The sequence below is a fragment of the Marinobacter halodurans genome (genome assembly GCF_004327985.1).
Taxonomy (GTDB): Bacteria; Pseudomonadota; Gammaproteobacteria; order Pseudomonadales; family Oleiphilaceae; genus Marinobacter_A; species Marinobacter_A halodurans.
In genome coordinates, this window is record NZ_SJDL01000005.1 from 92,215 (window position 1) to 113,035 (window position 20,821).

Annotated in this window: 20 protein-coding genes; 11 read left to right on the forward strand and 9 right to left on the reverse strand. The window is 60.3% G+C overall.

Annotated elements, in window-relative coordinates; genetic code table 11:
- Positions 1–22: 22 nt before the first annotated feature.
- From EZI54_RS04675 to EZI54_RS04705, 7 genes are all read right to left on the reverse strand, one after another.
- On the reverse strand, positions 23–982 hold the full coding sequence (locus EZI54_RS04675; RefSeq protein WP_131479544.1) for a HEAT repeat domain-containing protein: 960 nt from the start codon (positions 980–982) through the stop codon (positions 23–25).
- A gap of 8 nt (positions 983–990) precedes the next feature.
- Entirely contained in the window at positions 991–1,224 is a 234-nt protein-coding gene (locus tag EZI54_RS04680; RefSeq protein WP_131479546.1) for a 4Fe-4S dicluster domain-containing protein, read from the reverse strand.
- Positions 1,225–1,289: 65 nt separating this feature from the next.
- Complete coding sequence (locus tag EZI54_RS04685; RefSeq protein WP_131479547.1) at positions 1,290–3,023, reverse strand: fumarate reductase/succinate dehydrogenase flavoprotein subunit; 1,734 nt, start codon at positions 3,021–3,023, stop codon at positions 1,290–1,292.
- 9 nt (positions 3,024–3,032) lie between these two features.
- Entirely contained in the window at positions 3,033–3,776 is a 744-nt protein-coding gene (locus tag EZI54_RS04690; RefSeq protein WP_131479549.1) for a GntR family transcriptional regulator, read from the reverse strand.
- A 71-nt stretch (positions 3,777–3,847) separates the two neighbouring features.
- Positions 3,848–4,726 (reverse strand): ABC transporter ATP-binding protein, encoded by an 879-nt coding sequence (locus EZI54_RS04695; protein ID WP_131479551.1) that lies wholly within the window; start codon positions 4,724–4,726, stop codon positions 3,848–3,850.
- Positions 4,723–5,655 carry an ABC transporter permease gene (locus EZI54_RS04700; RefSeq protein ID WP_131479553.1) on the reverse strand — a complete coding sequence of 311 codons (933 nt, stop codon included), beginning with the start codon at positions 5,653–5,655 and terminating at the stop codon, positions 4,723–4,725. Before EZI54_RS04700 ends, EZI54_RS04695 begins: the two co-directional genes overlap by 4 nt.
- A 60-nt stretch (positions 5,656–5,715) precedes the next feature.
- The gene (locus tag EZI54_RS04705; protein ID WP_131479555.1) at positions 5,716–7,077 is read right to left on the reverse strand and encodes an ABC transporter substrate-binding protein; all 1,362 of its coding nucleotides are present in this window, start codon (positions 7,075–7,077) and stop codon (positions 5,716–5,718) included.
- Positions 7,078–7,468: 391 nt separating this feature from the next.
- Here EZI54_RS04705 and EZI54_RS04710 point away from each other — a divergent pair, with 391 nt between their 5' ends.
- Positions 7,469–8,155 carry a virulence RhuM family protein gene (locus EZI54_RS04710; RefSeq protein ID WP_131479557.1) on the forward strand — a complete coding sequence of 229 codons (687 nt, stop codon included), beginning with the start codon at positions 7,469–7,471 and terminating at the stop codon, positions 8,153–8,155.
- 53 nt (positions 8,156–8,208) lie between these two features.
- Here the strand turns inward: EZI54_RS04710 and EZI54_RS04715 are convergent, their stop codons facing one another.
- Positions 8,209–9,114, reverse strand: coding sequence for a LysR family transcriptional regulator (locus EZI54_RS04715; protein ID WP_131479558.1), 906 nt, complete (start codon positions 9,112–9,114; stop codon positions 8,209–8,211).
- Positions 9,115–9,276: 162 nt separating this feature from the next.
- Between EZI54_RS04715 and EZI54_RS04720 the strand changes: the two genes are divergently transcribed.
- The 6 genes from EZI54_RS04720 to EZI54_RS04745 all read left to right on the forward strand — a co-directional run bounded on the left by EZI54_RS04720 (position 9,277) and on the right by EZI54_RS04745 (position 15,534).
- Positions 9,277–9,720: a DoxX family protein gene (locus EZI54_RS04720; protein ID WP_131479560.1), complete on the forward strand. Its 444-nt coding sequence runs from the start codon at positions 9,277–9,279 to the stop codon at positions 9,718–9,720.
- Between the two features lie 90 nt (positions 9,721–9,810).
- Positions 9,811–10,629: a DODA-type extradiol aromatic ring-opening family dioxygenase gene (locus tag EZI54_RS04725; RefSeq protein WP_242674342.1), complete on the forward strand. Its 819-nt coding sequence runs from the start codon at positions 9,811–9,813 to the stop codon at positions 10,627–10,629.
- A gap of 245 nt (positions 10,630–10,874) precedes the next feature.
- Positions 10,875–11,864 carry a helix-turn-helix domain-containing protein gene (locus tag EZI54_RS04730; protein WP_131479562.1) on the forward strand — a complete coding sequence of 330 codons (990 nt, stop codon included), beginning with the start codon at positions 10,875–10,877 and terminating at the stop codon, positions 11,862–11,864.
- Positions 11,865–11,914: 50 nt separating this feature from the next.
- The gene (locus EZI54_RS04735) at positions 11,915–12,847 is read left to right on the forward strand and encodes a SphA family protein (protein WP_131479564.1); all 933 of its coding nucleotides are present in this window, start codon (positions 11,915–11,917) and stop codon (positions 12,845–12,847) included.
- A 10-nt stretch (positions 12,848–12,857) separates the two neighbouring features.
- Positions 12,858–14,072: an MFS transporter gene (locus EZI54_RS04740; RefSeq protein WP_131479566.1), complete on the forward strand. Its 1,215-nt coding sequence runs from the start codon at positions 12,858–12,860 to the stop codon at positions 14,070–14,072.
- Positions 14,073–14,079: 7 nt separating this feature from the next.
- The gene (locus EZI54_RS04745; protein WP_131479568.1) at positions 14,080–15,534 is read left to right on the forward strand and encodes an amidase; all 1,455 of its coding nucleotides are present in this window, start codon (positions 14,080–14,082) and stop codon (positions 15,532–15,534) included.
- Positions 15,535–15,777: 243 nt separating this feature from the next.
- Here the strand turns inward: EZI54_RS04745 and EZI54_RS04750 are convergent, their stop codons facing one another.
- Complete coding sequence (locus EZI54_RS04750) at positions 15,778–16,161, reverse strand: DOPA 4,5-dioxygenase family protein (protein ID WP_131479570.1); 384 nt, start codon at positions 16,159–16,161, stop codon at positions 15,778–15,780.
- Between the two features lie 249 nt (positions 16,162–16,410).
- Between EZI54_RS04750 and EZI54_RS04755 the strand changes: the two genes are divergently transcribed.
- The 4 genes from EZI54_RS04755 (at position 16,411) to EZI54_RS04770 (ending at position 20,726) form a co-directional block, all read left to right on the forward strand.
- The gene (locus EZI54_RS04755; RefSeq protein WP_131479572.1) at positions 16,411–17,109 is read left to right on the forward strand and encodes a helix-turn-helix transcriptional regulator; all 699 of its coding nucleotides are present in this window, start codon (positions 16,411–16,413) and stop codon (positions 17,107–17,109) included.
- 152 nt (positions 17,110–17,261) lie between these two features.
- On the forward strand, positions 17,262–18,521 hold the full coding sequence (locus EZI54_RS04760; protein WP_207389146.1) for an aminotransferase class III-fold pyridoxal phosphate-dependent enzyme: 1,260 nt from the start codon (positions 17,262–17,264) through the stop codon (positions 18,519–18,521).
- Positions 18,518–19,543: a phosphotransferase enzyme family protein gene (locus EZI54_RS04765; RefSeq protein ID WP_131479576.1), complete on the forward strand. Its 1,026-nt coding sequence runs from the start codon at positions 18,518–18,520 to the stop codon at positions 19,541–19,543. Before EZI54_RS04760 ends, EZI54_RS04765 begins: the two co-directional genes overlap by 4 nt.
- Before the next feature lie 220 nt (positions 19,544–19,763).
- The gene (locus tag EZI54_RS04770; RefSeq protein ID WP_131479578.1) at positions 19,764–20,726 is read left to right on the forward strand and encodes a tripartite tricarboxylate transporter substrate binding protein; all 963 of its coding nucleotides are present in this window, start codon (positions 19,764–19,766) and stop codon (positions 20,724–20,726) included.
- Positions 20,727–20,821: the final 95 nt, after the last annotated feature.

Sequence of the window (20,821 nt, forward strand, 5' to 3'; positions counted from 1 at the left end):
ATGGTTCGGGCCGGTTCCAGGGTTACGCTGCGGCGTCCAGTTTCGAGATGGCCCAACGCGCCAGCTTGCGCACGTCCGGATCGGGATCGTCCAGGGCCGTCACCACGTAAGGGCGGCCATCGCTGTGGGCGATCGTGCCGAGGGCGCCGATAGCGGCCTTGCGCAGGTTGCTCATGGCGTCAGCGGCGCACTCACCCAATACCGGAATCGATTCCACAGAACCCAGCTTGCCGAGGGCGTCGACGGCCTTTTCGCGGACCTGCCACAGGTCGTCGCTGGTGGCCGTAATCAGGGCCGATACGGCGGCCTGGTATTCGAGCTTCGCGATGCTATTGGCGGCTTCGCAGCGCACCTGCCAGTGCTCGTCTGCCAGCAGGCCGATCAGGGCTTGCCCGACTTGGCTTGGGTTGGCATAAACCAGCGCGCCGGTGGCCGCCCGACGGACTTCCGGATCGGCATCGTGCTGGGCGGTTTCCACCAGCGCTGGCAGGTTCTCCGGTTGTTTCAGCCAGCCGATCACGCCGACGGCTTCACGCCGGACCTGCGCGTCCGCATCGGCCAGACGCTTGAGTGCGGGTCGTTGTGCGTCTTGGGTTCGTAAGGGCTTTAGGGCCCGCAGGATGCCGGACACCACGAAACTGTCGGTGCTGGTTTCCAGGGCCTGCAGCAACGGTTCCGCCGCCGCCGGATCCTTGAGGTCGGCCAGCGCGTGGGCGGCGGCGTTGCGCACGGTCTCATCGGAGTCGCTCAGGGCGGCAATCAATGCGTCTGCCATGTCCTCGGCTTCGAACTCGTCCACCACCTTGGCCGCTTCCTGGCGTACGTGGGTGTCCGGGTCCTGGAGGGCGTGGATCACCAGTTCCACCGCGTCGGGATCGCCGGTGTCCACCAGTTCCAGGACGGCCACCCGGCGAATACCGGGATCATCGGACGACAGCTTGGTGGCGATGGCCTGCAGTTCGGGATCGTCGTAGGTCTTCATGGCTTACCTCAGCGCAGCAGATAGGGAATGTTGACGGTGACGGCATCCGTCGGGCAGTCGGCCTCGCAGGGCATGCAGTACCAGCACTCGTCGTACTTCATGTGGGCTTTGCCGGTGTCCTCGTTGATCCAGAGGACGTCCAGTGGGCACACGTCGATGCACACGGTGCAGCCCTTGTCGGCGATGCATTTGTCTTCGTCCACGATCACCGGGACGCTGGAATGATGATTGGCAATGGGCATGTCGGTATTCCTCTCTCATCGCTTGATTCGGTGTTCACAGGCCCGCGGGGCCTGTTGTTGTGGTCTCAGGCGTTGGCCGCTTTCTGGACCCGCATCTTGCGGTAGGCGTCCTTCTCGTCGCCGAGCGGGACGAGGTAGTCCGCCACCGGACGTTTGCCACTGGCCATCTGACCGTTCTCGTCCTTGAACAGCCGGCTGTGGTAGAACCACTCGCTGTCGTCCTGCTCCGGGTAATCCACACGGTAGTGATAGAGGCCCCAGCGGGATTCGGTGCGGTAGAGGGAAGCGCGCGCTGCCATTTCGGCGCAGTCGATGATGGACTGCACTTCCATGGCCCTGAGCAGCTCATGGGGGTCGCGGGCGCAGAGTTGGGGCAGGTCTTCGCGAACGGCGAGAATCCGCTCCAGGCCTATCTCCATCTTCCGGGTGACCTTGGGCGGCTGCAGGTAGTCGTTCACCAGACGGCGCACCTTGTACTCCATCTGCTCCGGCGGGATGCCGTCGGCGCGCTTCATGGGGGCCTGGATGCGCTCGAGTTCGGTCTGGATGAAGGCCTCGTCCAGCACCGGCTCGCGTCGGGATTTCGCGAATTCAACGGCGCTTTCGCCGCAGATCTGGCCGTACACGAAGGCACCCAGCATGTAGTTGTGGGCCACGCTGGCCATGTCCCCGGCGCAGTAGAGGCCGGGTACGGTGGTGGCGCCTGTTTCGTCGGTCCAGACGCCGGAGGCCGAGTGGCCCGAGCAGAATCCGACCTCCGAGATGTGCATTTCCACCATGCGCTGGCGGTAGTTCACATCCCGTCCCTCATGGAAGCGGCCCCGTGATGGGCGTTCGTTGGTGTGCAGGACGGTTTCGATTTCCTGGATGGTTTCTTCGGCCAGGTGATCCAGCTTGAGGAACACCGGTCCGGTTCCGGATTCCAGCTCCTTGAAGAACTCCAGCATCATCTGGCCGGACCAGTAGTCGCATTCGATGAACCGTTCACCGAACGCGTTGGAGGTAAAGCCACCCAGCGGGCCGGTCACGTAGGCGCAGGCCGGGCCGTTGTAGTCCTTCAGCAGCGGGTTGATCTGGAAGCACTCGAGATTCGCCAGGTCAGCGCCGGCGTGGTAGGCCATGGCATGACCGTCGCCGTTGTTGGCCGGGTTCTCGTAAGTGCCGAACAGGTAGCCGGACGTGGGCAGCCCCAGGCGACCGGCCGCGCCCGTGGCCATGATGACCGCCTTGGCCCGGATGATGATGGGCTCCGCGGTGCGGGTGTTCACGCCGATCATCCCGGCAATGTTGCCGTCCGGATCTTTCAGCAGGCGCGTGGCGGTGTAGCGGTTTTCAATCTGCACCCGGTTGCGGCGCAGGCGGCGATACAGAATCTTCTTGACGTTGTGGCCCTCCGGCATGGGCAGCACGTAGGTGCCCAGGTGATGCACCTTCTTCATGTCGTAGTCGCCGGTTTCGTCTTTCTGGAAATGAACGCCCCAGGAATCCAGCTTTTCGATCATCGGGAACGACCGTGTGGCATAGGCCATCAGCGCAGGCTGATGCACGATGCCATCGTTGGCGATGGTGATTTCCTTGACGTATTGCTCCGGCGTGGCGTGCCCGGGCACGACGGCGTTGTTCAGGCCGTCCATGCCCATGGAGATGGCGCCGGATCGTTTCACATTGGCTTTCTCCAGCAGCATCACGTTCAGGTCGGGGTTCTGTTCCTTGGCCGTCACGGCGGCCATCGGGCCTGCCGTGCCGCCGCCAATCACGAGGATGTCAGTGTCGATGACAGGGATGTTGTTGATTTCCATGCTGCACTCCTATTTCCGGTCAATCCGGAACTGGTATTTGAATGAATCACCGCGATAGCAGAGGTACTCAAAGTCGATGGGGCGCCCTTCCCGGTTGTGGGTCAGGCGTTCGACGCGAAGGATGGCTTCGCCGCTCTTGAGGTTGAGGTGTTGCTGGGCTTCGTCGTCGGCCAGGATGGCGTCCAGGCTGATATCGGCACCGCCGAGCGGGACACCGAACAGGTTTTCCAGCATCGGGAAGATGTCCCCGGACAGGTCGAGGCTGAACATGCGCCGGCCGATATCCATGGGGAAGTAGCTGTTCTCCACGCACACCGCCGAGCGGTTGAGGTAGCGCACGCGCTTGACCTCGACGGCGTCTTCCCCGGGCTCCAGATCGAGTGAGGCCGCTACGGCCTTGGGAGCCTTCAACTGCTGGATGCTCAGAACCCGGGCGGAGGCCTCGTAGCCCTGGGCCGCCATGGCTTCGCCAAAGCCCTCGAGGCGCTGCACGTTCTGCACCGCCTTGGGTTTGCTGACGAAGGTGCCCTTGCCCTGGGCGCTGAACACCAGGCCTTCGTTGTGAAGATCCCGCAGGGCCTGGCGGATGGTGATCCGGCTGACGCCAAACGTCTTCATCATGGCGTTCTCGGAAGGCAGCCGTTCGTGGACCTGGAAGGTGCCGTCGAGAATCTGTCGACGCAGGTTGTCACGGATCTGGACGTACAGAGGAAGGGGCGACTCTTCCACCATCATCTGGATTGCGTCGGGCATAACGCAGCCTCCCAATTGTCATGACAAGTTATGGCGAGTGAAGCCGTCGTCACTGGTTGGATGTCCATGGCTCAGCCCGCCTTGTTCTGTTGCTGGAAAGCGTTGAGCGTCTCCTGCCGGATCAGGTCCAGACACTGGCGTTTGAGCGCCATGAACTCGGTGCTGGTCAGCAGGGATTGCTCGCGCGGGCGCGGCAGCTTGACCGCAATATCCGCGATGATGCGGCCGGGGCTGGCGCTCATGACGACAATCCGGTCGGACAGGAACACCGCCTCGTCGATGTCGTGGGTGACGAAGACCACGGTGTTGTGGAACTCCTGCCAGATCTCCAGCAGGTTCTCCTGCATCATGATCCGGGTCTGGGCATCCAGGGCGCCGAAGGGCTCGTCCATCAGCAGGACGCTGGGGTAGTTGGCCAGCGCCCGGGCAATGCCAACACGTTGCTGCATCCCGCCGGAGAGGGTGTTGGGGTAGGCCGTCTCAAAGGCGGCGAGGCCGACCAGTGACAGGAACGTGCGCGCAATGCTGTCGGCTTCCCGACGGCTGGCACCGGCCATGAGCGGGCCGAACGCCACGTTCTCCTTGACCGTTTTCCACGGGAACAGCGAATGCTGCTGGAACACCATGCCCCGGGCCGGTCCCGGTTCGGTCACAACGGCACCATCGACGGCGATGTCGCCGCGGGTGGGTGTGACAAAACCCGCGACGGCGTTCATCAGCGTGGACTTGCCACAGCCCGACGGACCGAGCAGGCAGATGAATTCGCCCGGCCGAACGGTCAGGTTGGCGCTTTGCACGGCCACGTGGGGACCGGTGGCGGTATCGAATACGACGTCGACATCCGTCACCAGGATATGGCCTCGGTCGTCGTCTGCCTGGCCGGATTTGTCGCGCAGCCGACGGTGATCCAGCACCGCGAGCCGGTTATCGTTCGCCGAAAGGTGATTCATGATCGACCTCCCTTGGCCTGCCACTTCAGCAGCGGTTTGCAGGCGCTGCGGACGAGCAGCGTGCACAGGGTGCCGAGGCCGCCGATGGTGAGCATGCCGATGATGATCTGCGGGTACTGGATGAGCGTGTAGGAATTCCAGGTGTAGTAGCCGATGCCGTACTGGCCGCTGATGATTTCGCCGGCCAGCAGCGAGAACCAGGCCACGCCCATGCCGATGGCCAGCCCCGCCACAATCGACGGCATGGCGCCGGGCAGGATGACGTGGCGCAGGATCGACGCGTTGCTGGCGCCGAGGCTGCGTGCGGCCCGGATCAGGACGTCGTTGGTCTGCTCGACCCCGTGGGTGGTGTTGAGCACGATCGGGAACAGGGCGCCCAGGAAGGTGATGAAGATGATGCTCGCCTGCTCGGTGGGTAGCATCAGGATGGCCAGTGGAATCCAGGCCACGGCCGGTATCGGGCGCAGCAGTTCGATATAGGGCAGGATGATGTCCTCTGCCCAGCGGGAACGGCCCATCGCGATCCCCAGCAATACGCCGATCACCACGGCCAGGCCGTAAGCGATGGCGACTCGCTCCATGCTGTACAGGATGTGCAGATAGAATTCCTGGCCGGTCAGTTCGGTGATCAACGCGGCGCCGACGACCGAGGGGGCCGGAATGTTTTCGAAGTTGACGTACGCATGCAGGCCGTGGGTCGAGGCAAGTTGCCAGAACACCAGGGCGACGATCAGGGCCAGGGTTCGAACGCCGTAACGGATGCCCGTGGTTTTCAGCCAGGTGCTGAACGGGACACGCGGTTCGACGGCCGGAGCCTGGTCCGGTATGGGTATAGCGTGCGTTGAGCGGGCCGCTGACTCAGACTCGGGTTCAGAATCCGCGATAGGTGGCTCGGATGCTTTGAGCGCCACGTTGCTTTTACTGTCCATTTGTTGCTCCTCAGGCCGGGAACGTGCGGCCAGTCGCGACGACTGACCGCACCGGTTCGCCTACTGGGCCATGGCAACGGTCGGGTCCCCGGCGACCGGAGTCCCACCGTGCTCAGCGATGTACTTTTCGGAATCGACTTTTTTCAGGAAGGCGACCACTTGGCCGTCTTCACCCTTCACCATGTAGGCGGCTTTGCCGAACAGCTTCAGGCCGGTGAGGTTGTCGTAGACGTAGGTGGCGTTGATCCGGTCGTCGGCGCCCTTTGACGCTGCCAACATCTTGGCGATGCTGTCGTAGGTGACGATGCCCTTATCCTTGAACCAGATTTCCGCGGGTTTGAGGGCAGGGTTGTTCGGCTCCGTGGAGACGACGGAAGCGACCAGGGTGTCGTAATCGAGATCCATGGCTTCGTAGGCGGCGCGCAGATAGCTGTCATCCACCCAGCGATTGAAATCCAGGTCGGGTACGCCGACTTCGCGTTTGAGCAGCGCGAGGTCGTACTTCATCGCATCCACCCACTGGGGCTTGATGCTGGCCTCGGCCGTCGTAATGCCGCCTTCGCTGAAGTAGAGGTAGAGGACTTCTTTCTCGACGCCGGTCCAGTCGGACACTTTGACCGCCGCTTCCATCGGGTTGTCCTGAATCCACTTCTGGGCGGCCAGAGTGGCTTTCAGAATGCCTTCGACGACTTCCGGGTATTTCTCGGCGTAGCGTTCACGAACCACAATGCCGTGGAACGTCGGGATCTCGGCTTCACTGCCATCGAAGATTTTTCGGCCGGTTTCGCGGTATTCCATGATTTCCGACCAGGGGCAGAAATCGGCGTGGGCGTCGATCCGACCGGCCTGGATATTGGCAGCACCGACGGCCGGGCTCTGGTTGACGATGCGCACGTCGTCGCTCAGGCCGGCTTCGCTCAGGGCTTTCAGTGTCATGCCCCACGCGGCGCTGCCGACAGGGACGGAAAGGGTTTTTCCTTTCAGGTCCGCCAGGCTCTGGGCGGGGGAGTCCACCGGGACGACAATGCCGTTGCCTGTACCCAGCAGGTTGTAGCCGGTCACGCCGATAAAGCGCGTTTCCTGCTTGCCGGTTTCCTGGAACTTGGCGCCGTTCACGATCAGCGGGTAATCGCCCATGACGCCAAAATCGAGTTTGTCGGCCAGCATCTGATTGGTGATGGGGGGACCGGAATCGTAGTCCCGGAAGATGATGTCGTAGTCGACGTCTTTGTATTTGCCGGTATGAGGCAGGTACTGATCCAGCAGGTTCAGCTTCTCCAACACAATGCCGCCGGACACCGTGTTGGTCACCATGCTCTGGTGGCCGATACCGACACGAATGGTTTCCGCTGATGACGCACTCGCGAACAGCGCGAGCGATCCGCAGAGGGTGATGGTTGCCAGGGCTCTTGAGTCTCTCATCGTCTTATCCTTCCCGTTTGGTCACTTGTACTAACAGGTCATGATCCGTGGGGTAGGTGTTGCAGACGCTGTGCCATGAACGGGAAAGAGGTTCGAAGCGGTTTGTTTTTATTGAATTTTGGAAAAATGAAAAATGCGGAATGACAAAAATAGATGTGAAACCGAAGCGTCCCTGTTTGGTGCGAAGGTCATTTTAAAGGGCCAGGACGGCGCAGGCGGTTTTGGGCGGGGTATGACAAGTAGTGCAAGTTTGGGTGGTGGGAGCGGCTTACTGCAGTGAGACGACAATTCGACAGTCATGCTACGCGTACAACAGTCACAAACGGCGGTCTGTTGGTAAGCGTAGCGCCCGTTATACTGGTGGCTCTGTAAGAGAAGACAAGGATCTGTCATGACGGAACAGCAAGTGCGCATCTTTACGGCAAGCGATGGCCAGGCCCGGCTGGAAGTGGCTCTGGAAGCGGAAACGGTTTGGTTAAGTCAGGCCCAGATGGGCCAGCTCTTTGATACCACTCCGGAGAACGTCCTGATGCACCTCCAGAACGTGTTCAAGGACGAAGAGTTGTCGGAGCCGGCAACTACTAAGGAATTCTTAGTCGTTCGCCGGGAAGGTAAGCGGCAGGTTCGCCGCCGCATCAAACATTACAACCTGGACGCCATTATTTCCGTGGGCTACCGGGTCAGCTCCAAGCGCGCGACGCAGTTCCGCCAATGGGCCACACAGGTTCTGAAAGACCATCTGGTCCAGGGTTATACCCTCAACCAGCGGCGCCTGACGGAGCGCGGTATCGAGTTCGAACTGGCGGTCAATCTCCTGAGCCGCACCCTGGCCAACCAGGGCTTGGTCTCCGCCGACGGTGAAGCGGTTGCCCAGGTGATCAGTGATTACGCGCGTTCCTGGAGCCTGCTGCAAGGCTACGACGAGCAGGAACTGGCCGAAGTCGGCATCAAACAGCCGGACATGCGCCCGCTGGAGCTGGATGAGGCGCTGACCGCGATCGGTGAGTTGAAACAGATGCTGATGGCCAAGGGCGAAGCTACCGACCTGTTCCTCCTGGAAGAACCCACCAAAGAATAGGTCATGGATGGCGAGGATGAGTTGAAGCGATTCGCTGAAATGTCCTGGATCGCTCACTCAAACCGATCCCAATAAGGCGGATCCCCAAAGAACCCATCAATGAAGTCGATAAAGCTACGCACCTTGCTGGCCAGCAGTTGCCGGTGGGCGTAGACCGCATACAAGGCGATTGGCTCCGGCTCGTATTCCCGCAGGATGATCCGAAGCTTGCCCTCCCTGATGGCCGCACCGGAGATGAAGGTTGGTTGCAGGACAATGCCCGCGCCCTCCATCGCGGTTGCGACAAGCACGTCGCCGTTGTTGCTGACGATGCCCCGGTTGTCGTGGCCAATGCTCAGTAGCGTTTTCTGTATCGGCTTGATCGAGTCCATATCCATGTAGGTGTAATGCAGATAATGGTGGTCGATGAGGTCTTCCGGGGTTGTCGGGGTGCCGTGTTGCTTGAGGTAGTCCGGTGAGGCGCAGAGCACCACCCTGATTGGGGCAATGCGCTTGGCGATCAGCGACGAGCTTTTCAGGTGACCGATCCGCAGGGCGACATCGAAGCCTTCCTCCACAATATCGACTTTCCGGTCGTTCAACTGGAGATCGATTGTCACCGCAGGGTGCGCTTTCTGGAAAGCGCTCAGCAGGGGTGGCAGGTGGTGCATGGCAAATGACACCGGGGCGCTGATGCGCAACACGCCCTGCGCCCGGGTGTGGAGGTCGCCAAGCTGGCTCTCCATGTCGTCGATGTCGGTCAGGACCTGTTGGGCGCCCTGGTAGTACCGGTTGCCCGCTTCGGTCAGGTGGATCCGCCGGGTGGTGCGGTTGAGCAGGCGCAACCCCAAGTGCTGCTCCAGTTGGGATACGTACTTGCTGACCAACTGCGGTGACGTATCCAGCCGCTCCGCTGCGCGGGTGAAGGTCCCCTCCTGCACCACATGGATGAAGGCGCGCATGGCTTCGATGCGATCCATGGTCGAACTCCGGTGTGTTGGTCGTCGACAATCAACGATTCGTTGATAATAAAGCAATGAAAGGCATCTTAGTCTTTGTTTTTGGTGATAGTAAAGTGCCGGTATTACCTGGGGTGTGGGCCCCGGGATTCGTCGATCAAGGATTTATTCGAGGTGTCTGTCATGAACAATTCATTCGTAAATAACCTGCTCCAGTCCAACGCCGGTTTTGCCGCGTTGATCCTGCGGGTGCCGGTCGGTCTGACGCTGGCGGCCCACGGTTCCCAGAAACTGTTTGGCTGGTTTGGTGGCTACGGCCTGGAAGGCACCGGTCAGTGGATGGCGAGCATCGGCCTGGAGCCGGGTTACCTGATGGCGCTGATGTCCGGCAGTGCGGAGTTCTTTGGTGGCCTGGCGCTGTTCCTGGGCCTGCTGACCCGCCCTGCAGCGTTCGTGACAGCCTTCACCATGCTGGTGGCGATCTTCTCCGTCCACATTGGTAACGGCCTGTTCATGTCGAATAACGGCTACGAGTACGCCCTGGCTCTGTTCGCTGTCACTGTGGCGCTGACTGTTCAGGGCGGCGGCCGGCTCGCGCTGGATAACCTGATCCACAAGGCAGCCTGAGGCTTCCGGAGCTTGGGGCTGGCGTGAGAGCTGGCACAGGCTGCTGTGCCGGCTCTGATTGCGGATCTAAAATGGGCTTGGAGGAACACGATGATGAATATCACGACCGATGTTCTGTTTATTTCCCATGGTGGTGGTCCGATGCCGTTGCTGGGCGATCCCGGCCACCGTGAAATGGTGGACACGCTGAAGGAAATCGCAGGCAAGCTGCGCAAGCCCTCGGCGATCCTGGTGATCAGTGCGCACTGGGAGGCATCGGTCCCGACCATCACGGCGGGGGCCCATCCGTCGCTCATCTACGACTACTATGGCTTCCCGCCGGAATCCTACGAGATCCAGTACCCGTGTCCGGGAGCGCCGGAACTGGCCCGTCAGGTTGGCGCGGCACTGGAGCAGGCCGGTTTACCGGCCCGGCTGGATCATGAGCGGGGCTTTGATCACGGTCTGTTCGTGCCGCTCAAGCTGATGTATCCGGAGGCGGATATCCCCTGTGTGCAGCTGTCCCTCGTGAACACGCTGAATGCCGGAACCCACCTGGCGATGGGCCGTGCCTTGCAGGCGCTGGACTATGACAACCTGCTGGTGATCGGATCGGGGTTTTCGTTCCACAACATGCGCGCCTTCTTCTCCGCGAATCCCGCGAGCGACGAGGCCCGCAACCTGGCTTTTGAAGCCTGGCTCGAAGAGACCTGCGGTGATCCCTCAATATCGGAGCCTGAGCGTGCCGAGCGCCTGGCGCATTGGGATCAGGCGCCCCATGCGCGCTTCTGCCATCCCCGGGAGGAGCATCTGATGCCGTTGCATGTGTGTTACGGGCTGGCCGGGAAGGCGAGTGATGCGCATAGGTCGGCGCGGATCATTGGGAAGATGTCGGGGATGTATTACTGGCGGGGAGAGTCCCGCGATTAAGACCGGCAATGCCTACGGGCCGGAAACGGCGCTGCTGACGGTGTTTCTGTAAAATTTGAGACCAGCGCCATGACATTCTGAAACAAAAAGGGGTCAAATACTGGCAAGACATCGTGCTTTCGTTGCTTAATGCTGGAGTTGATGGCGACGTGGGAGATCCGACTGAAGGGTTTCCTGAGAACAAGAAACAGCTGGTTGGCAGATTGCTCTAGCTGAAAACCGCTTTGCCATCCAGGAGGTGTATTTTGGGTGTTGGCAAAGAGACCGGTTGTGCGGCCTACTACGAGCGGCAGACCGAAGATGTCGTAGAACATGCCCGAGCACCCGACGGGTGGATACTCAACTACGAGCAGGTTTCAGCCGGAAAGTTTAGCGGCCTGATTCGACAGGTCGATCTGCCCAGGTTTCAGATTATCGAAGATCGGGCCAACCAGGCGATGGTCAAGAGTGGTACCGCTCTCGAAGGTTCTGTCTGCTTCAGTCTTCCGGCGAAAGGCAGCTCGCCACAGCTTATCTGTCTTGGAAACAGCTACGATAAACCGGGGCTTCTTGTGGCGGATTCCCGGAGCTTGCCTGAAGTAAGAACCGTCTCCTATCTCCGCATCTTCAACCTGAACGTGCAAAAGCACCTGCTGGTGGATTACGTCGCCAAGCAGGGGTTGACGCTTGATACCGAGCGATCGACCTATTTCTTTCCTTTCCAGAGGCCGCTTGAGCAGCAGGAGCTCACCCAGGCCATTACCAACGTTTTGATGCTGAGTAAGCAGGGCAGGCTTGAGCAGAAAGTCTTCAGGAAAAATGCCCAGGACCTCATTCTTTCACACGTTCTTGATGTCTGCGACGATACCGAGTGTCTGCGTCACGTTTCCTCCACCCGTAAAAAGCAGATGGTGGATCGCGCGCGTACCTATGTGCTGGAGCACAGTGAGGAGCCGCTGTCCATCATGGACCTGTGTAACCATGTCGGAGCCAGTCGCCGCAAACTCCAGTACTGCTTCCAGGACGTGTTGGGGATCAGTCCCGTTTCGTTCCTCCGGATCATGCGCTTGAATGCGGTCCATCGAATCCTGTGTCGGGTGAGTGACGAAAAGCAGATCCAGGATGTGGCGGCGGACTGGGGGTTTTGGCACCTGGGGCATTTCACCGCGGATTACCGGAATCTGTTCGGAGAGCGGCCTTCGGACACGCGCCGAAGAGCTATCGGGAAATTGCCAATTTCGGATAACGCCTTCTGATTGAGAGCCATAAGCTGGAATGGCTCTATCTCATACAAAAGGCAGTTATTATGAAAATTAACAAGAAAGCTCTTGCCCCAGCACTGCTCGCTACCACCCTCGCATACTCCACCGCTTCAATCGCCACCGAGAATGGCGCGCCAACCACGGCGTTTGGCCTGTTCGATTTCGGCTCAGGGTACCTGCCACCGACGACCGATCACGGCACCGTTGGTTTCCGCACGGCTTACTACACGACCGATCAGCAGAAAGATGGCAACGGCGACGACACGGGCAATGATGTCTCCCTGGATGTCCTTTCACTCTCCCTTGCCTATCTCTACATGACCGATAAAACGATCCTGGGTGCAAGGTATGGCGTTGGCGCCGTCGTTCCGTTCTTCAATATGGACGCGCAGCTTAAAGTCAAAGCTGGCGGCATGACGGTGTTCGAGGATGACGCCGATGTCTTCGCGCTGGCGGATGTCCAGGTTTTACCCGCACTGCTCCAATGGACGCCAAACCCCAATCTGTCGATTGTCGCCCTGTTCCAGGTGCAGGCCCCCACCGGCGATTACGACGAAAACCGTCTTGTGTCGCCGGGCCTGAATCATTGGGCCTTTACTCCCCAGGCTGCGTTTACCTACGTCAGCGATGGAGGGTATGAAATTTCCTCCTCCTTCCAGCTCGATATCAATACCCGCAATAAGGACACCGACTATCGCAATGGTACGGAATACCGTCAGGAGTTTGCCCTTGGCAAACACGTCGGTCCCTGGACCATCGGCATTGGCGGCTACCACTACCGTCAGATTACCGATGATGATGCGCCCGGACTGGTGGACGGTAACCGGGCGGCGGTCGCAGCGGTAGGACCTGCCATCGGCTTCTTCGCTCCCGGGTCCTCCCTGCCTCCCTTCCGGTTCCACGTCTACAAGGAATTTGGGGCGAAGAACAGAACCGAGGGTTACAACATGGCCCTGACCACTTCGTACAGTTTCTGAGGGGGAGACCATGAGCAACTCATATCCATCCAGAGAAGCGGGCCGCCCCCAGGGAATCGTCCTTGTCCTGGGCAGTAGCCTGACCATTATGGGGTCGGTGATGGTCGCCCCGATCATCCCCAAGCTGGTCGCCCAGTTTGCCCCCACAGAACCCCAGGTCGACGTGTTGGCTCCCCTGGCCATCACCGGGCCGGCCCTGGCCATCGCACTGTTTGCGCCTTTGGCGGGCTGGCTCGCCGACCGGGTCGGACGAAAGATCATACTGGTGCTCGCCACCATGCTCTATGCGCTGCTGGGCGCTGCGCCGGCCCTGTTGCAGGACCTGCAGTCGATCGTTCTGGCGCGTGTTCTTTTCGGCTGTGCCGAGGCGATGGTGATGACGTGCTGTACCACCATGATCGCCGACTACTGGTTTGGAGCGCAGAGGATGCGCTATATCAATGCCCAGGTCGTTTCGATTGCCCTTGTCGGCTCCCTTTTCTTCGTCGTTGGCGGGGCGCTGGGCGAGCATTCCTGGCGTACACCGTTCTATCTCTACCTGCTGCCCCTGTTGCTCGTCATTCCCATGATGAAGGTACTCTGGGAACCCATGGCCCGGGCGGAAGAGGTTGAGTCCGACGATGAGGGGATCGACCTGGTGGCGCTGGTGGTCGGCTATCTGTTGATCCTCGGGGGCATGATCCTGAGCTTCATCGTACCGGTCCAGGCGCCGACCCTGATGGTGCAGATCGGCATTACCTCGAGCACATTGATTGGTGTCGCCACCGGTTGTGGCTTGCTGGCGTCTCTCGCGGGGGCGCTGTTGTGGCCCGTCATACGCGGCAGGATCGGCATCAAGGCGACCAATGCGGTACTTCTGGGACTCCTGTCATTCGGTCTGGTCCTGCTCATCAATGCCGGGAGCCTCGCAGGTATCCTGGTGGCTGTGGCGGTCCACGGTGTGGGTGCCGGGCTGCTTGTCCCCAATGCCATCACGCCGGTTATGGAAGCATTGAACACCGGCAGTAATGGACGGGGTATGGGCGGCTTCACCTCATGCCTCTACCTGGGACAGTTCATCAGCCCCATTGTCGTGGCCATCATCATCCCCATGGCAGGCGATCTGACCAATGCCATTGCTGTCCTCGCGGCGGTCGGCTTCGGCTTCGGAGCCCTTTGGCTGATCTCCTGCCTGGTGGCCCGGACTGGATATACCGCCCCTTCAACCACCTCAGCCAAGAAGTGATATCGACATGAAACAAGCGATTCATCAATTGATGGACGAGCAGGATGGCCTCGGTCTGGCTGACAAGGTCCGTCGCAAGGAGATTAAAGCCAGCGAACTGGTAGAGGCTGTCATTGAGCGGATAGAAGCGGTAAACCCGCAGCTCAATGCGCTGGCGGAACCGCTCTACGATCAGGCAATGACGGTGGCGAAGTCGGGGGTGGGCAAGGATCAACCGTTCTGCGGTGTTCCCACCCTTGTGAAGGACCTCTTCTCTCCCGTCAAAGGCGCGCGGATGGCCAGCGGCTCCTTTGCCCTGGGAGAGGCGCGTCCGGACGTGGAAGCCGAGGCGGTCTCCCGTTTGCGGCGTGCCGGCTGTGTCCTGGTTGGTACCAGTACGGCGCCGGAATTCGGCACCTCGTACACCACCGAGTCCACTCGGTTTGGCGCCACCCGCAATCCCTGGGATACCACCCGCAGTGCGGGAGGATCCAGTGGTGGCGCCGCGGCCCTGGTGGCGGCCCGGGTGGTGCCGTTTGCGCATGGCAATGATGGCGGCGGCTCCCTGCGTGTGCCGGCCTCGTGCTGTGGCGTATTCGGTCTCAAGCCAACCCGGGGGAGGATGCCCTCGGGGCCTATGGTGGGTGAGGGCTGGGGCGGCATGGGAACCCCTCATGCCATCACGATGTCTGTGCGGGACAGCGCGGCGCTGCTCGATGCGACAAGTGGAGCCGACCTCGGGGCGCCTTACGCTTCGCCGGAACAGGGAGCGTCATTCCTGAGCGCCGTTGATCGTCCTCCCGGGACGCTGCGCATTGCGCTGGTTGAAGACCTGTCGCCCTGGTCTTCCGATGCCGATGCGCTTGAGGCGGTCCGATTCACCGCAGAACTGTGTCGCATGCTCGGGCACGAAGTCGAACACACGACATTGCCGGTCAACCTGCCTGAATTCCTGGATAATGCATTCAATATCATCGCGCCCAATACGCTGCATTTCCTGAATGAACTGGGTGGTATGCGTGGCGCCCCGGTCCATGACGATGAACTGGAACCCCGCACAAGGGTCATGCTCCGGGAAAAAGGCCGTATTGATGCAACGAAATACATTGCGGCCATTGATTACAACCACGCACTGGGTCGTTCAATGGCGAACTTCATGCGTGATTACGATGTCATCCTGACGCCCTGCCTGACCCGGAAACCGCCTTTAATCGGCGAGCTGGACAAGTTCGATGATACCGTCAGCCTTGAGGACATCATGACGCAGTTCCACAGCTACTCGCCCTTTACGGCGATCTTCAACGCCACCGGCCAGCCGGCCATGTCGGTGCCGCTGCACTGGACCAGGGACAACCTGCCTGTTGGCAGCCATTTTGCCGCACGATTCGGAGATGAAAGTACGTTGTTGTCATTGGCCGCTCAGCTTGAGCGGTTGCATCCCTGGTGGGGCAAGACACCGCCCGTCAATGCCATGCATCGGTGAGGTAACGGGCCTGATGGTGGCCCGGTCCCGCTCGCGGCCATGTCGCGGAATTGGCCGCGAGCAGGGATTTCGACGGGCCACTATGGAATCGACGACATCGGGCAGGAACAGGTGTGCCTCGGATCGGACGCGTCCCGGAACGATCCTATCAGCGTAGTGGCGTGTCCACGTTTGCCGGCGATTGGCTCGCCGGCTTTTTTTCCCGAAAAACAGGCATCCGGGGTTCCCCCCAATCCCTGGCCGCTAGAACATGGTGTTGTCGTCGTCCTCCGAGGTTTCCGGTAGGGCCGACAGGTCGAGAGGGCGGATTTCGCCCATCCAGATTGCCCGATCGCGATGGTCAATCAGTTCTTGTCCCGTAATCGGGTGAATAAACACGGTCAGGCCGCCGCGATTCAGTGTCAGCCAGGAGATAACGTCCCCGAACAGCGCGGCCCGGAATGCCAACTGACAACTCCAGTCCGGATGGGGGCCAACGGGCCTTTGATGTATCCGGCCCTGTTTTAGTCCGGGAAAGCGTTTGGCGGCGAGGTCGCACAACGCTTCGGCTTCACCCAGGGTTTGTTCGTTGAAGTAGACGTGAGCGTGCCAGCCCTTTATTGAAGCCGGTTCTTTCGGTTGGGCCATCAGCTGCTACCTGTGACAGTGGGAATGTAGTCGGAATATAACATAGCATCCATACGGCACAGGTTGCGGTAGGCAAGAGGCTGTGGGGCATTAAGGGTAGCGCGTAGGGGACTTGCTACAGCCCCGGCAGGGGCCGTCAGGGACTTAATGAGTGAAAGATGCATCTAATCCCTTTATATTATCGGGTTGGCGCGGCTGCCGATCCGTCGGCTCAAATGATCGGGATGAGTGGTAAGAGGTGTTTAGGCAATGAGTGGGCTTCGGGATGCCAATCCCTTTCAGCGGGAAACCCTGGCCCTGATCCGTCGTTTGATTCCGTCAAGTGGCTTGGCCTTTTTCCTCGTAAATCCGGATATGCAGCACAGCGGTGCCCTGCTGTATAACATGGACCCCGACGCAGAGCGTGAGTATCGAACGGAATACGGCGCACTGGATCCGCTCAATCCGGAACGCTTCGCCGGCAGCGATGTGACGGTTGTTACACTGGATTCCCGCATCGCCCCCCACTTCCTGAGGCAGACCCTCTATTACCAGAAATTCATGGTGCGCCATAACCATCGCTTTGTGGCCGACATGTTCTTCCGGCGCGAGGGCAGGATCATTGCGGGGCTGAGCATCCTGAGAGAAGAGGAGATGGGCGACTTTCGCCCTGACGAGTTGCAACTGCTACGCAACGTGCAGCCGTTCATCGAGCACACCCTCAACTCGATATACCTGCCCCGACGCGATCAGGAACGCCAGGGCTTCGCCGATAGATACGATCTGACGGAGCGAGAGCTGGATGTGCTGGAGTGTGTCCTGCGCGGCTGTGCCAACAAGGATATCGCGACCCAGTTGTCCCTGGGACTGGCCACGATAAAAACCCACCTGCACCACATTTTCCACAAGACCGGGGTTCGCGCCCGCAGCGAACTGGTCGCCAAGGTGATGTCCGACCTGAACGCCTGAACCTGCCAATGTCCACCCTTCGGTGGATGCCGAATAAAACCCTGGATCGAGATACTGCACGCTGAATCAGTCGATGACTTCCAACTGAGGAGGCGAGTATCGCTATGGCCGATAATCGGGCTCAGGATCTTCTTTCCAGAAGATACCGTGTCATGGGGCATCACACCCCGCTGTTCTACGAGAAGCCGCTGCACCTGGTGCGTGGCGAGGGGGTCTGGCTTTGGGATAACGAGGGCAATCGTTATCTGGATGCCTACAACAACGTACCCCACGTAGGGCACTGTCATCCCCGCGTCGTCGAGGCATTAAGCCGCCAGGCGGGGACGCTGAATATCCACACCCGCTACCTGCACAACAATATTGTCGACTATCTGGAACGGCTTACCTCAACCTTCGATGAAGGTCTCCAGATGGCCATGCTGACCTGCACCGGCAGCGAAGCCAACGAGCTTGCCCTGCGTATGGCGCGGTTCTGTACCGGAGGGCAGGGGGTCATCGTTACCGACTTCGCCTACCACGGCAACACGGAGGCGGTCTCCGAGATTGGAACGGCCTTTATGCCGGAGGCGAAGACAACCCGGCGCGTCAAGGCATTCCCGATCCCTGACTCCTATCGACCGCTGGATGGCCTGGGTGGCGAGCCACTGGCGCAGGCCTATGCCGACCGTGTCCAGCAGGCTATCGATGCCTTTCATGCCGAAGGGATGAACGTCGCCGGGATATTGGTCTGTCCCGACTTCGCCAACGAGGGGCTGCTGAATGTGCCGCCGGGTTTCCTAGAGAAGGCAGTGACGAAAGTGCGCCAGGCTGGCGGTGTTTTCATTGCCGATGAGGTGCAGGCCGGTTTTGGCCGCAGTGGCCGGCATTTCTGGGCCCATCAGTGGTACGACGTCACGCCCGATATAGTGACCATGGGTAAACCCATGGGGAACGGGCATCCTCTGGCTGGCGTGGTCGCACGCCCCGACATGATCGAGGCTTTCAGCCGGGAATCCATGTATTTCAATACATTCGGTGGGACGCCTGTTTCCTGCGCCGTCGGCATAGCCGTTCTCGATGCCATTGAAGAAGACAACCTCATGCAGAATGCCGTCACCACCGGCGCCTACGTGGCCGACGGTCTGCGCAGGCTGCAGCAAAAGCATGAGCTGATTGGCGATGTGCGCGAACTGGGGATGTTCTTCGGCGTCGAGCTGGTTCGTGATCGCAAGGCGAAGACACCGGCCAGTACCGAGTCCCGCCGAATCATCAACCTGATGCGCGACAAAGGCGTGCTGGTCAGCACGATCGGCGTACACGACGCCATTCTCAAGGTGCGCCCTCCCATGCCATTCCAGCCCGGGCATGCCGATATATTGCTCAAGGCACTGGACGAGGCCCTGACCCAGGTAGCCAGTGAGGGTTCGGTATGACTCGGTTCGAACAACTCACTCCGGACCAGCAAAGTCGCCTGCTGCTGGAGCTGGCCGGAAAATCACTGCGTCACTGGGGCCTGGAAGGCAGTGACATCGACCTGGTGAAATACCGGGAGAATGCCGTCTACAAAATCTCGACCGCCCACGGGCGTCGGTTCGCGCTCCGGATCCATCGCCACGGCTATCACAGCGAGGCGTCGTTGCGCTCGGAGCTCGAATGGATGTCGGCGCTGCGGGAAAGCGGCATTCCGGTCCCTGAAGTCATTCCGGCGACCGACGGGCGTCTGCTCATCAGCGAATCCACCGACGCCGTCGTGAACCCCCACAATATCGACCTGTTCGCCTGGATCGACGGTTCCCCCATGGGCTCGGTCGAGCAGGGGCTGGGGGATAACGCCGAGCAGATAACGCAGCTCTATTCGGAACTGGGGCGACTGGCGGCTCGGTTGCACAACCAGTCGACCCGCTGGTCCATGCCGGAAGGATTCGAACGGCATGCCTGGGACCGTGACGGGTTGGTTGGAGACACGCCATTCTGGGGACGGTTCTGGGAGCTGGAGCTGCTTGATAAGCAGCAGAGGCGCCTCATGGAGCGCGTCCGCGACCGGATTGCGGAAGCGCTGTCCGGCTATGACCAGTCCCCCCAGCGTTACGGCCTGATCCACGCCGATTTTGTGCCCGAAAACCTCATGACCGAGAACGGCAACGTCCGCCTGATCGACTTCGATGATGCCGGATTCGGTTGGCACATGTTCGAGTTGGCGACGGCGCTCTACTTCATCCAGGAAGAAGCCTGCTATCCATTGGCCCGGGAAGCGCTGATTGCCGGGTACCGCCAGGAGCGCGCCCTGACGGCGGAGGACCTGGATCGTATGGAACTGTTCCTTACGGCCAGGGGGTGTACCTATCTGGGCTGGATTCGCAGCCGCCAGGAGACAGACACCGCCCGTGAAATGGCGCCGGACCTGATCCGGCGTGCCTGCGAGCAGGCGGAGCGGTTTTTGGCGTCGGAAGGATAGGGCGATCAGAGGGCCGGCAGGCTGAATCGGGCGCATCAACCCTTTGGTTGATGGTTATGCCCGGCGGCCTGATGCAATGTCGATATGGACTGTCGCTGATAGCTAGAGGCCCTTGGCACCGTCAGGACGGAGCTCCAACCGCCCTGACGGTGCCGGGGTAGGGGAAGCCCGCCGCCAGGCAGGGCTCTCCACATTCCATTAACAATAAAAGGACAACACTATGAGAAAGAAGACCAAAGCTTTTCTCTCTGGCGTAACGCTCGCAATGGCCGTTTTATTTGGGGCTGGGACGCCCGCTTTGGCGTCGGACAACTATCCAACTCGTCCGGTCAAGTTCCTGGTCCCCTGGCCTCCGGGCGACCTGGAAGATGTATTGACTCGCCTCATCGCTGAAGAGATGTCGAAGGAGAGCGGCAAACCGGCCACCGTTGTGAACCGGGCGGGTGGCGGTGGCGTTATCGGCGCCACATCGGTCGCCAATTCACGACCGGACGGCGGGATGATCGGGTCCCTCGTTGTGGATCTGGTCACCACCCAGGTCCAGGCAGGCAATACGCCCTATGCCATGAGCGATCTGGAGCCCGTCGGCATTTTCCTGGACTACCCCATGACCCTGGTGGCACGAAGCGATGCGCCGTATAACACATTGGCCGAGCTGGCGACCTATTCCCAGACGCACGATGTGTCACTGGGCCATTTCGGCTATGAGGCCCTGCCGACCGCCATTACGTTTAAGGCGGCCAAGGATGTCGGTATCAAGTTCGCCTCCGATGCCCCCTTCGATTCCCTCGACTGTTCCACGCTCGCAACGGGCGATGCGGATGTCATCACCGCGAACACGATTACGGTACTGGCTTGTCTGAAATCCGGCGACGCAAAACTTCTGACGTCGTTTACGCGTAATCGGCTGAGTATTTCGCCGGACACCCCCACGCTGGCTGAAGAGACCGGCATCACGATTACGGCCTGGAACGGCCTGTTCGTCAGGAAGGGCACTCCGGAAAGCGTGAAGGAGAAAATCGCCATGTACGCCCAGAAGGCCCTCAAGACCGACCGGGCCAAGGATGTAGCAAAAAGCACGGGGGCCGGCATTTTCTGGATTGGTGAAAAAGAGGCGAAAAAGGTCATCGCTGAAGACTTTGAGACCACCAGGGAACTGATGTCGTCGATGAAAGGCAAGTAGCATGACGCCTGGTCCGGATCGCCGGGAAAGGGCCGTGCATTGCGCTGCCCTTTCCTGAATGTCTGTCTGGTCAGGCCCATGCGCGGCACCGCCAT

Coding starts and splice junctions, on each gene's coding strand:
- EZI54_RS04675 (WP_131479544.1), bottom strand. CDS start 982: ATGAAGACCTACGACGATCCCGAACTGCAGGCCATCGCCACCAAGCTG.
- EZI54_RS04680 (WP_131479546.1), bottom strand. CDS start 1,224: ATGCCCATTGCCAATCATCATTCCAGCGTCCCGGTGATCGTGGACGAA.
- EZI54_RS04685 (WP_131479547.1), bottom strand. CDS start 3,023: ATGGAAATCAACAACATCCCTGTCATCGACACTGACATCCTCGTGATT.
- EZI54_RS04690 (WP_131479549.1), bottom strand. CDS start 3,776: ATGCCCGACGCAATCCAGATGATGGTGGAAGAGTCGCCCCTTCCTCTG.
- EZI54_RS04695 (WP_131479551.1), bottom strand. CDS start 4,726: ATGAATCACCTTTCGGCGAACGATAACCGGCTCGCGGTGCTGGATCAC.
- EZI54_RS04700 (WP_131479553.1), bottom strand. CDS start 5,655: ATGGACAGTAAAAGCAACGTGGCGCTCAAAGCATCCGAGCCACCTATC.
- EZI54_RS04705 (WP_131479555.1), bottom strand. CDS start 7,077: ATGAGAGACTCAAGAGCCCTGGCAACCATCACCCTCTGCGGATCGCTC.
- EZI54_RS04710 (WP_131479557.1), top strand. CDS start 7,469: ATGACGGAACAGCAAGTGCGCATCTTTACGGCAAGCGATGGCCAGGCC.
- EZI54_RS04715 (WP_131479558.1), bottom strand. CDS start 9,114: ATGGATCGCATCGAAGCCATGCGCGCCTTCATCCATGTGGTGCAGGAG.
- EZI54_RS04720 (WP_131479560.1), top strand. CDS start 9,277: ATGAACAATTCATTCGTAAATAACCTGCTCCAGTCCAACGCCGGTTTT.
- EZI54_RS04725 (WP_242674342.1), top strand. CDS start 9,811: ATGATGAATATCACGACCGATGTTCTGTTTATTTCCCATGGTGGTGGT.
- EZI54_RS04735 (WP_131479564.1), top strand. CDS start 11,915: ATGAAAATTAACAAGAAAGCTCTTGCCCCAGCACTGCTCGCTACCACC.
- EZI54_RS04740 (WP_131479566.1), top strand. CDS start 12,858: ATGAGCAACTCATATCCATCCAGAGAAGCGGGCCGCCCCCAGGGAATC.
- EZI54_RS04745 (WP_131479568.1), top strand. CDS start 14,080: ATGAAACAAGCGATTCATCAATTGATGGACGAGCAGGATGGCCTCGGT.
- EZI54_RS04750 (WP_131479570.1), bottom strand. CDS start 16,161: ATGGCCCAACCGAAAGAACCGGCTTCAATAAAGGGCTGGCACGCTCAC.
- EZI54_RS04755 (WP_131479572.1), top strand. CDS start 16,411: ATGAGTGGGCTTCGGGATGCCAATCCCTTTCAGCGGGAAACCCTGGCC.
- EZI54_RS04760 (WP_207389146.1), top strand. CDS start 17,262: ATGGGGCATCACACCCCGCTGTTCTACGAGAAGCCGCTGCACCTGGTG.
- EZI54_RS04765 (WP_131479576.1), top strand. CDS start 18,518: ATGACTCGGTTCGAACAACTCACTCCGGACCAGCAAAGTCGCCTGCTG.
- EZI54_RS04770 (WP_131479578.1), top strand. CDS start 19,764: ATGAGAAAGAAGACCAAAGCTTTTCTCTCTGGCGTAACGCTCGCAATG.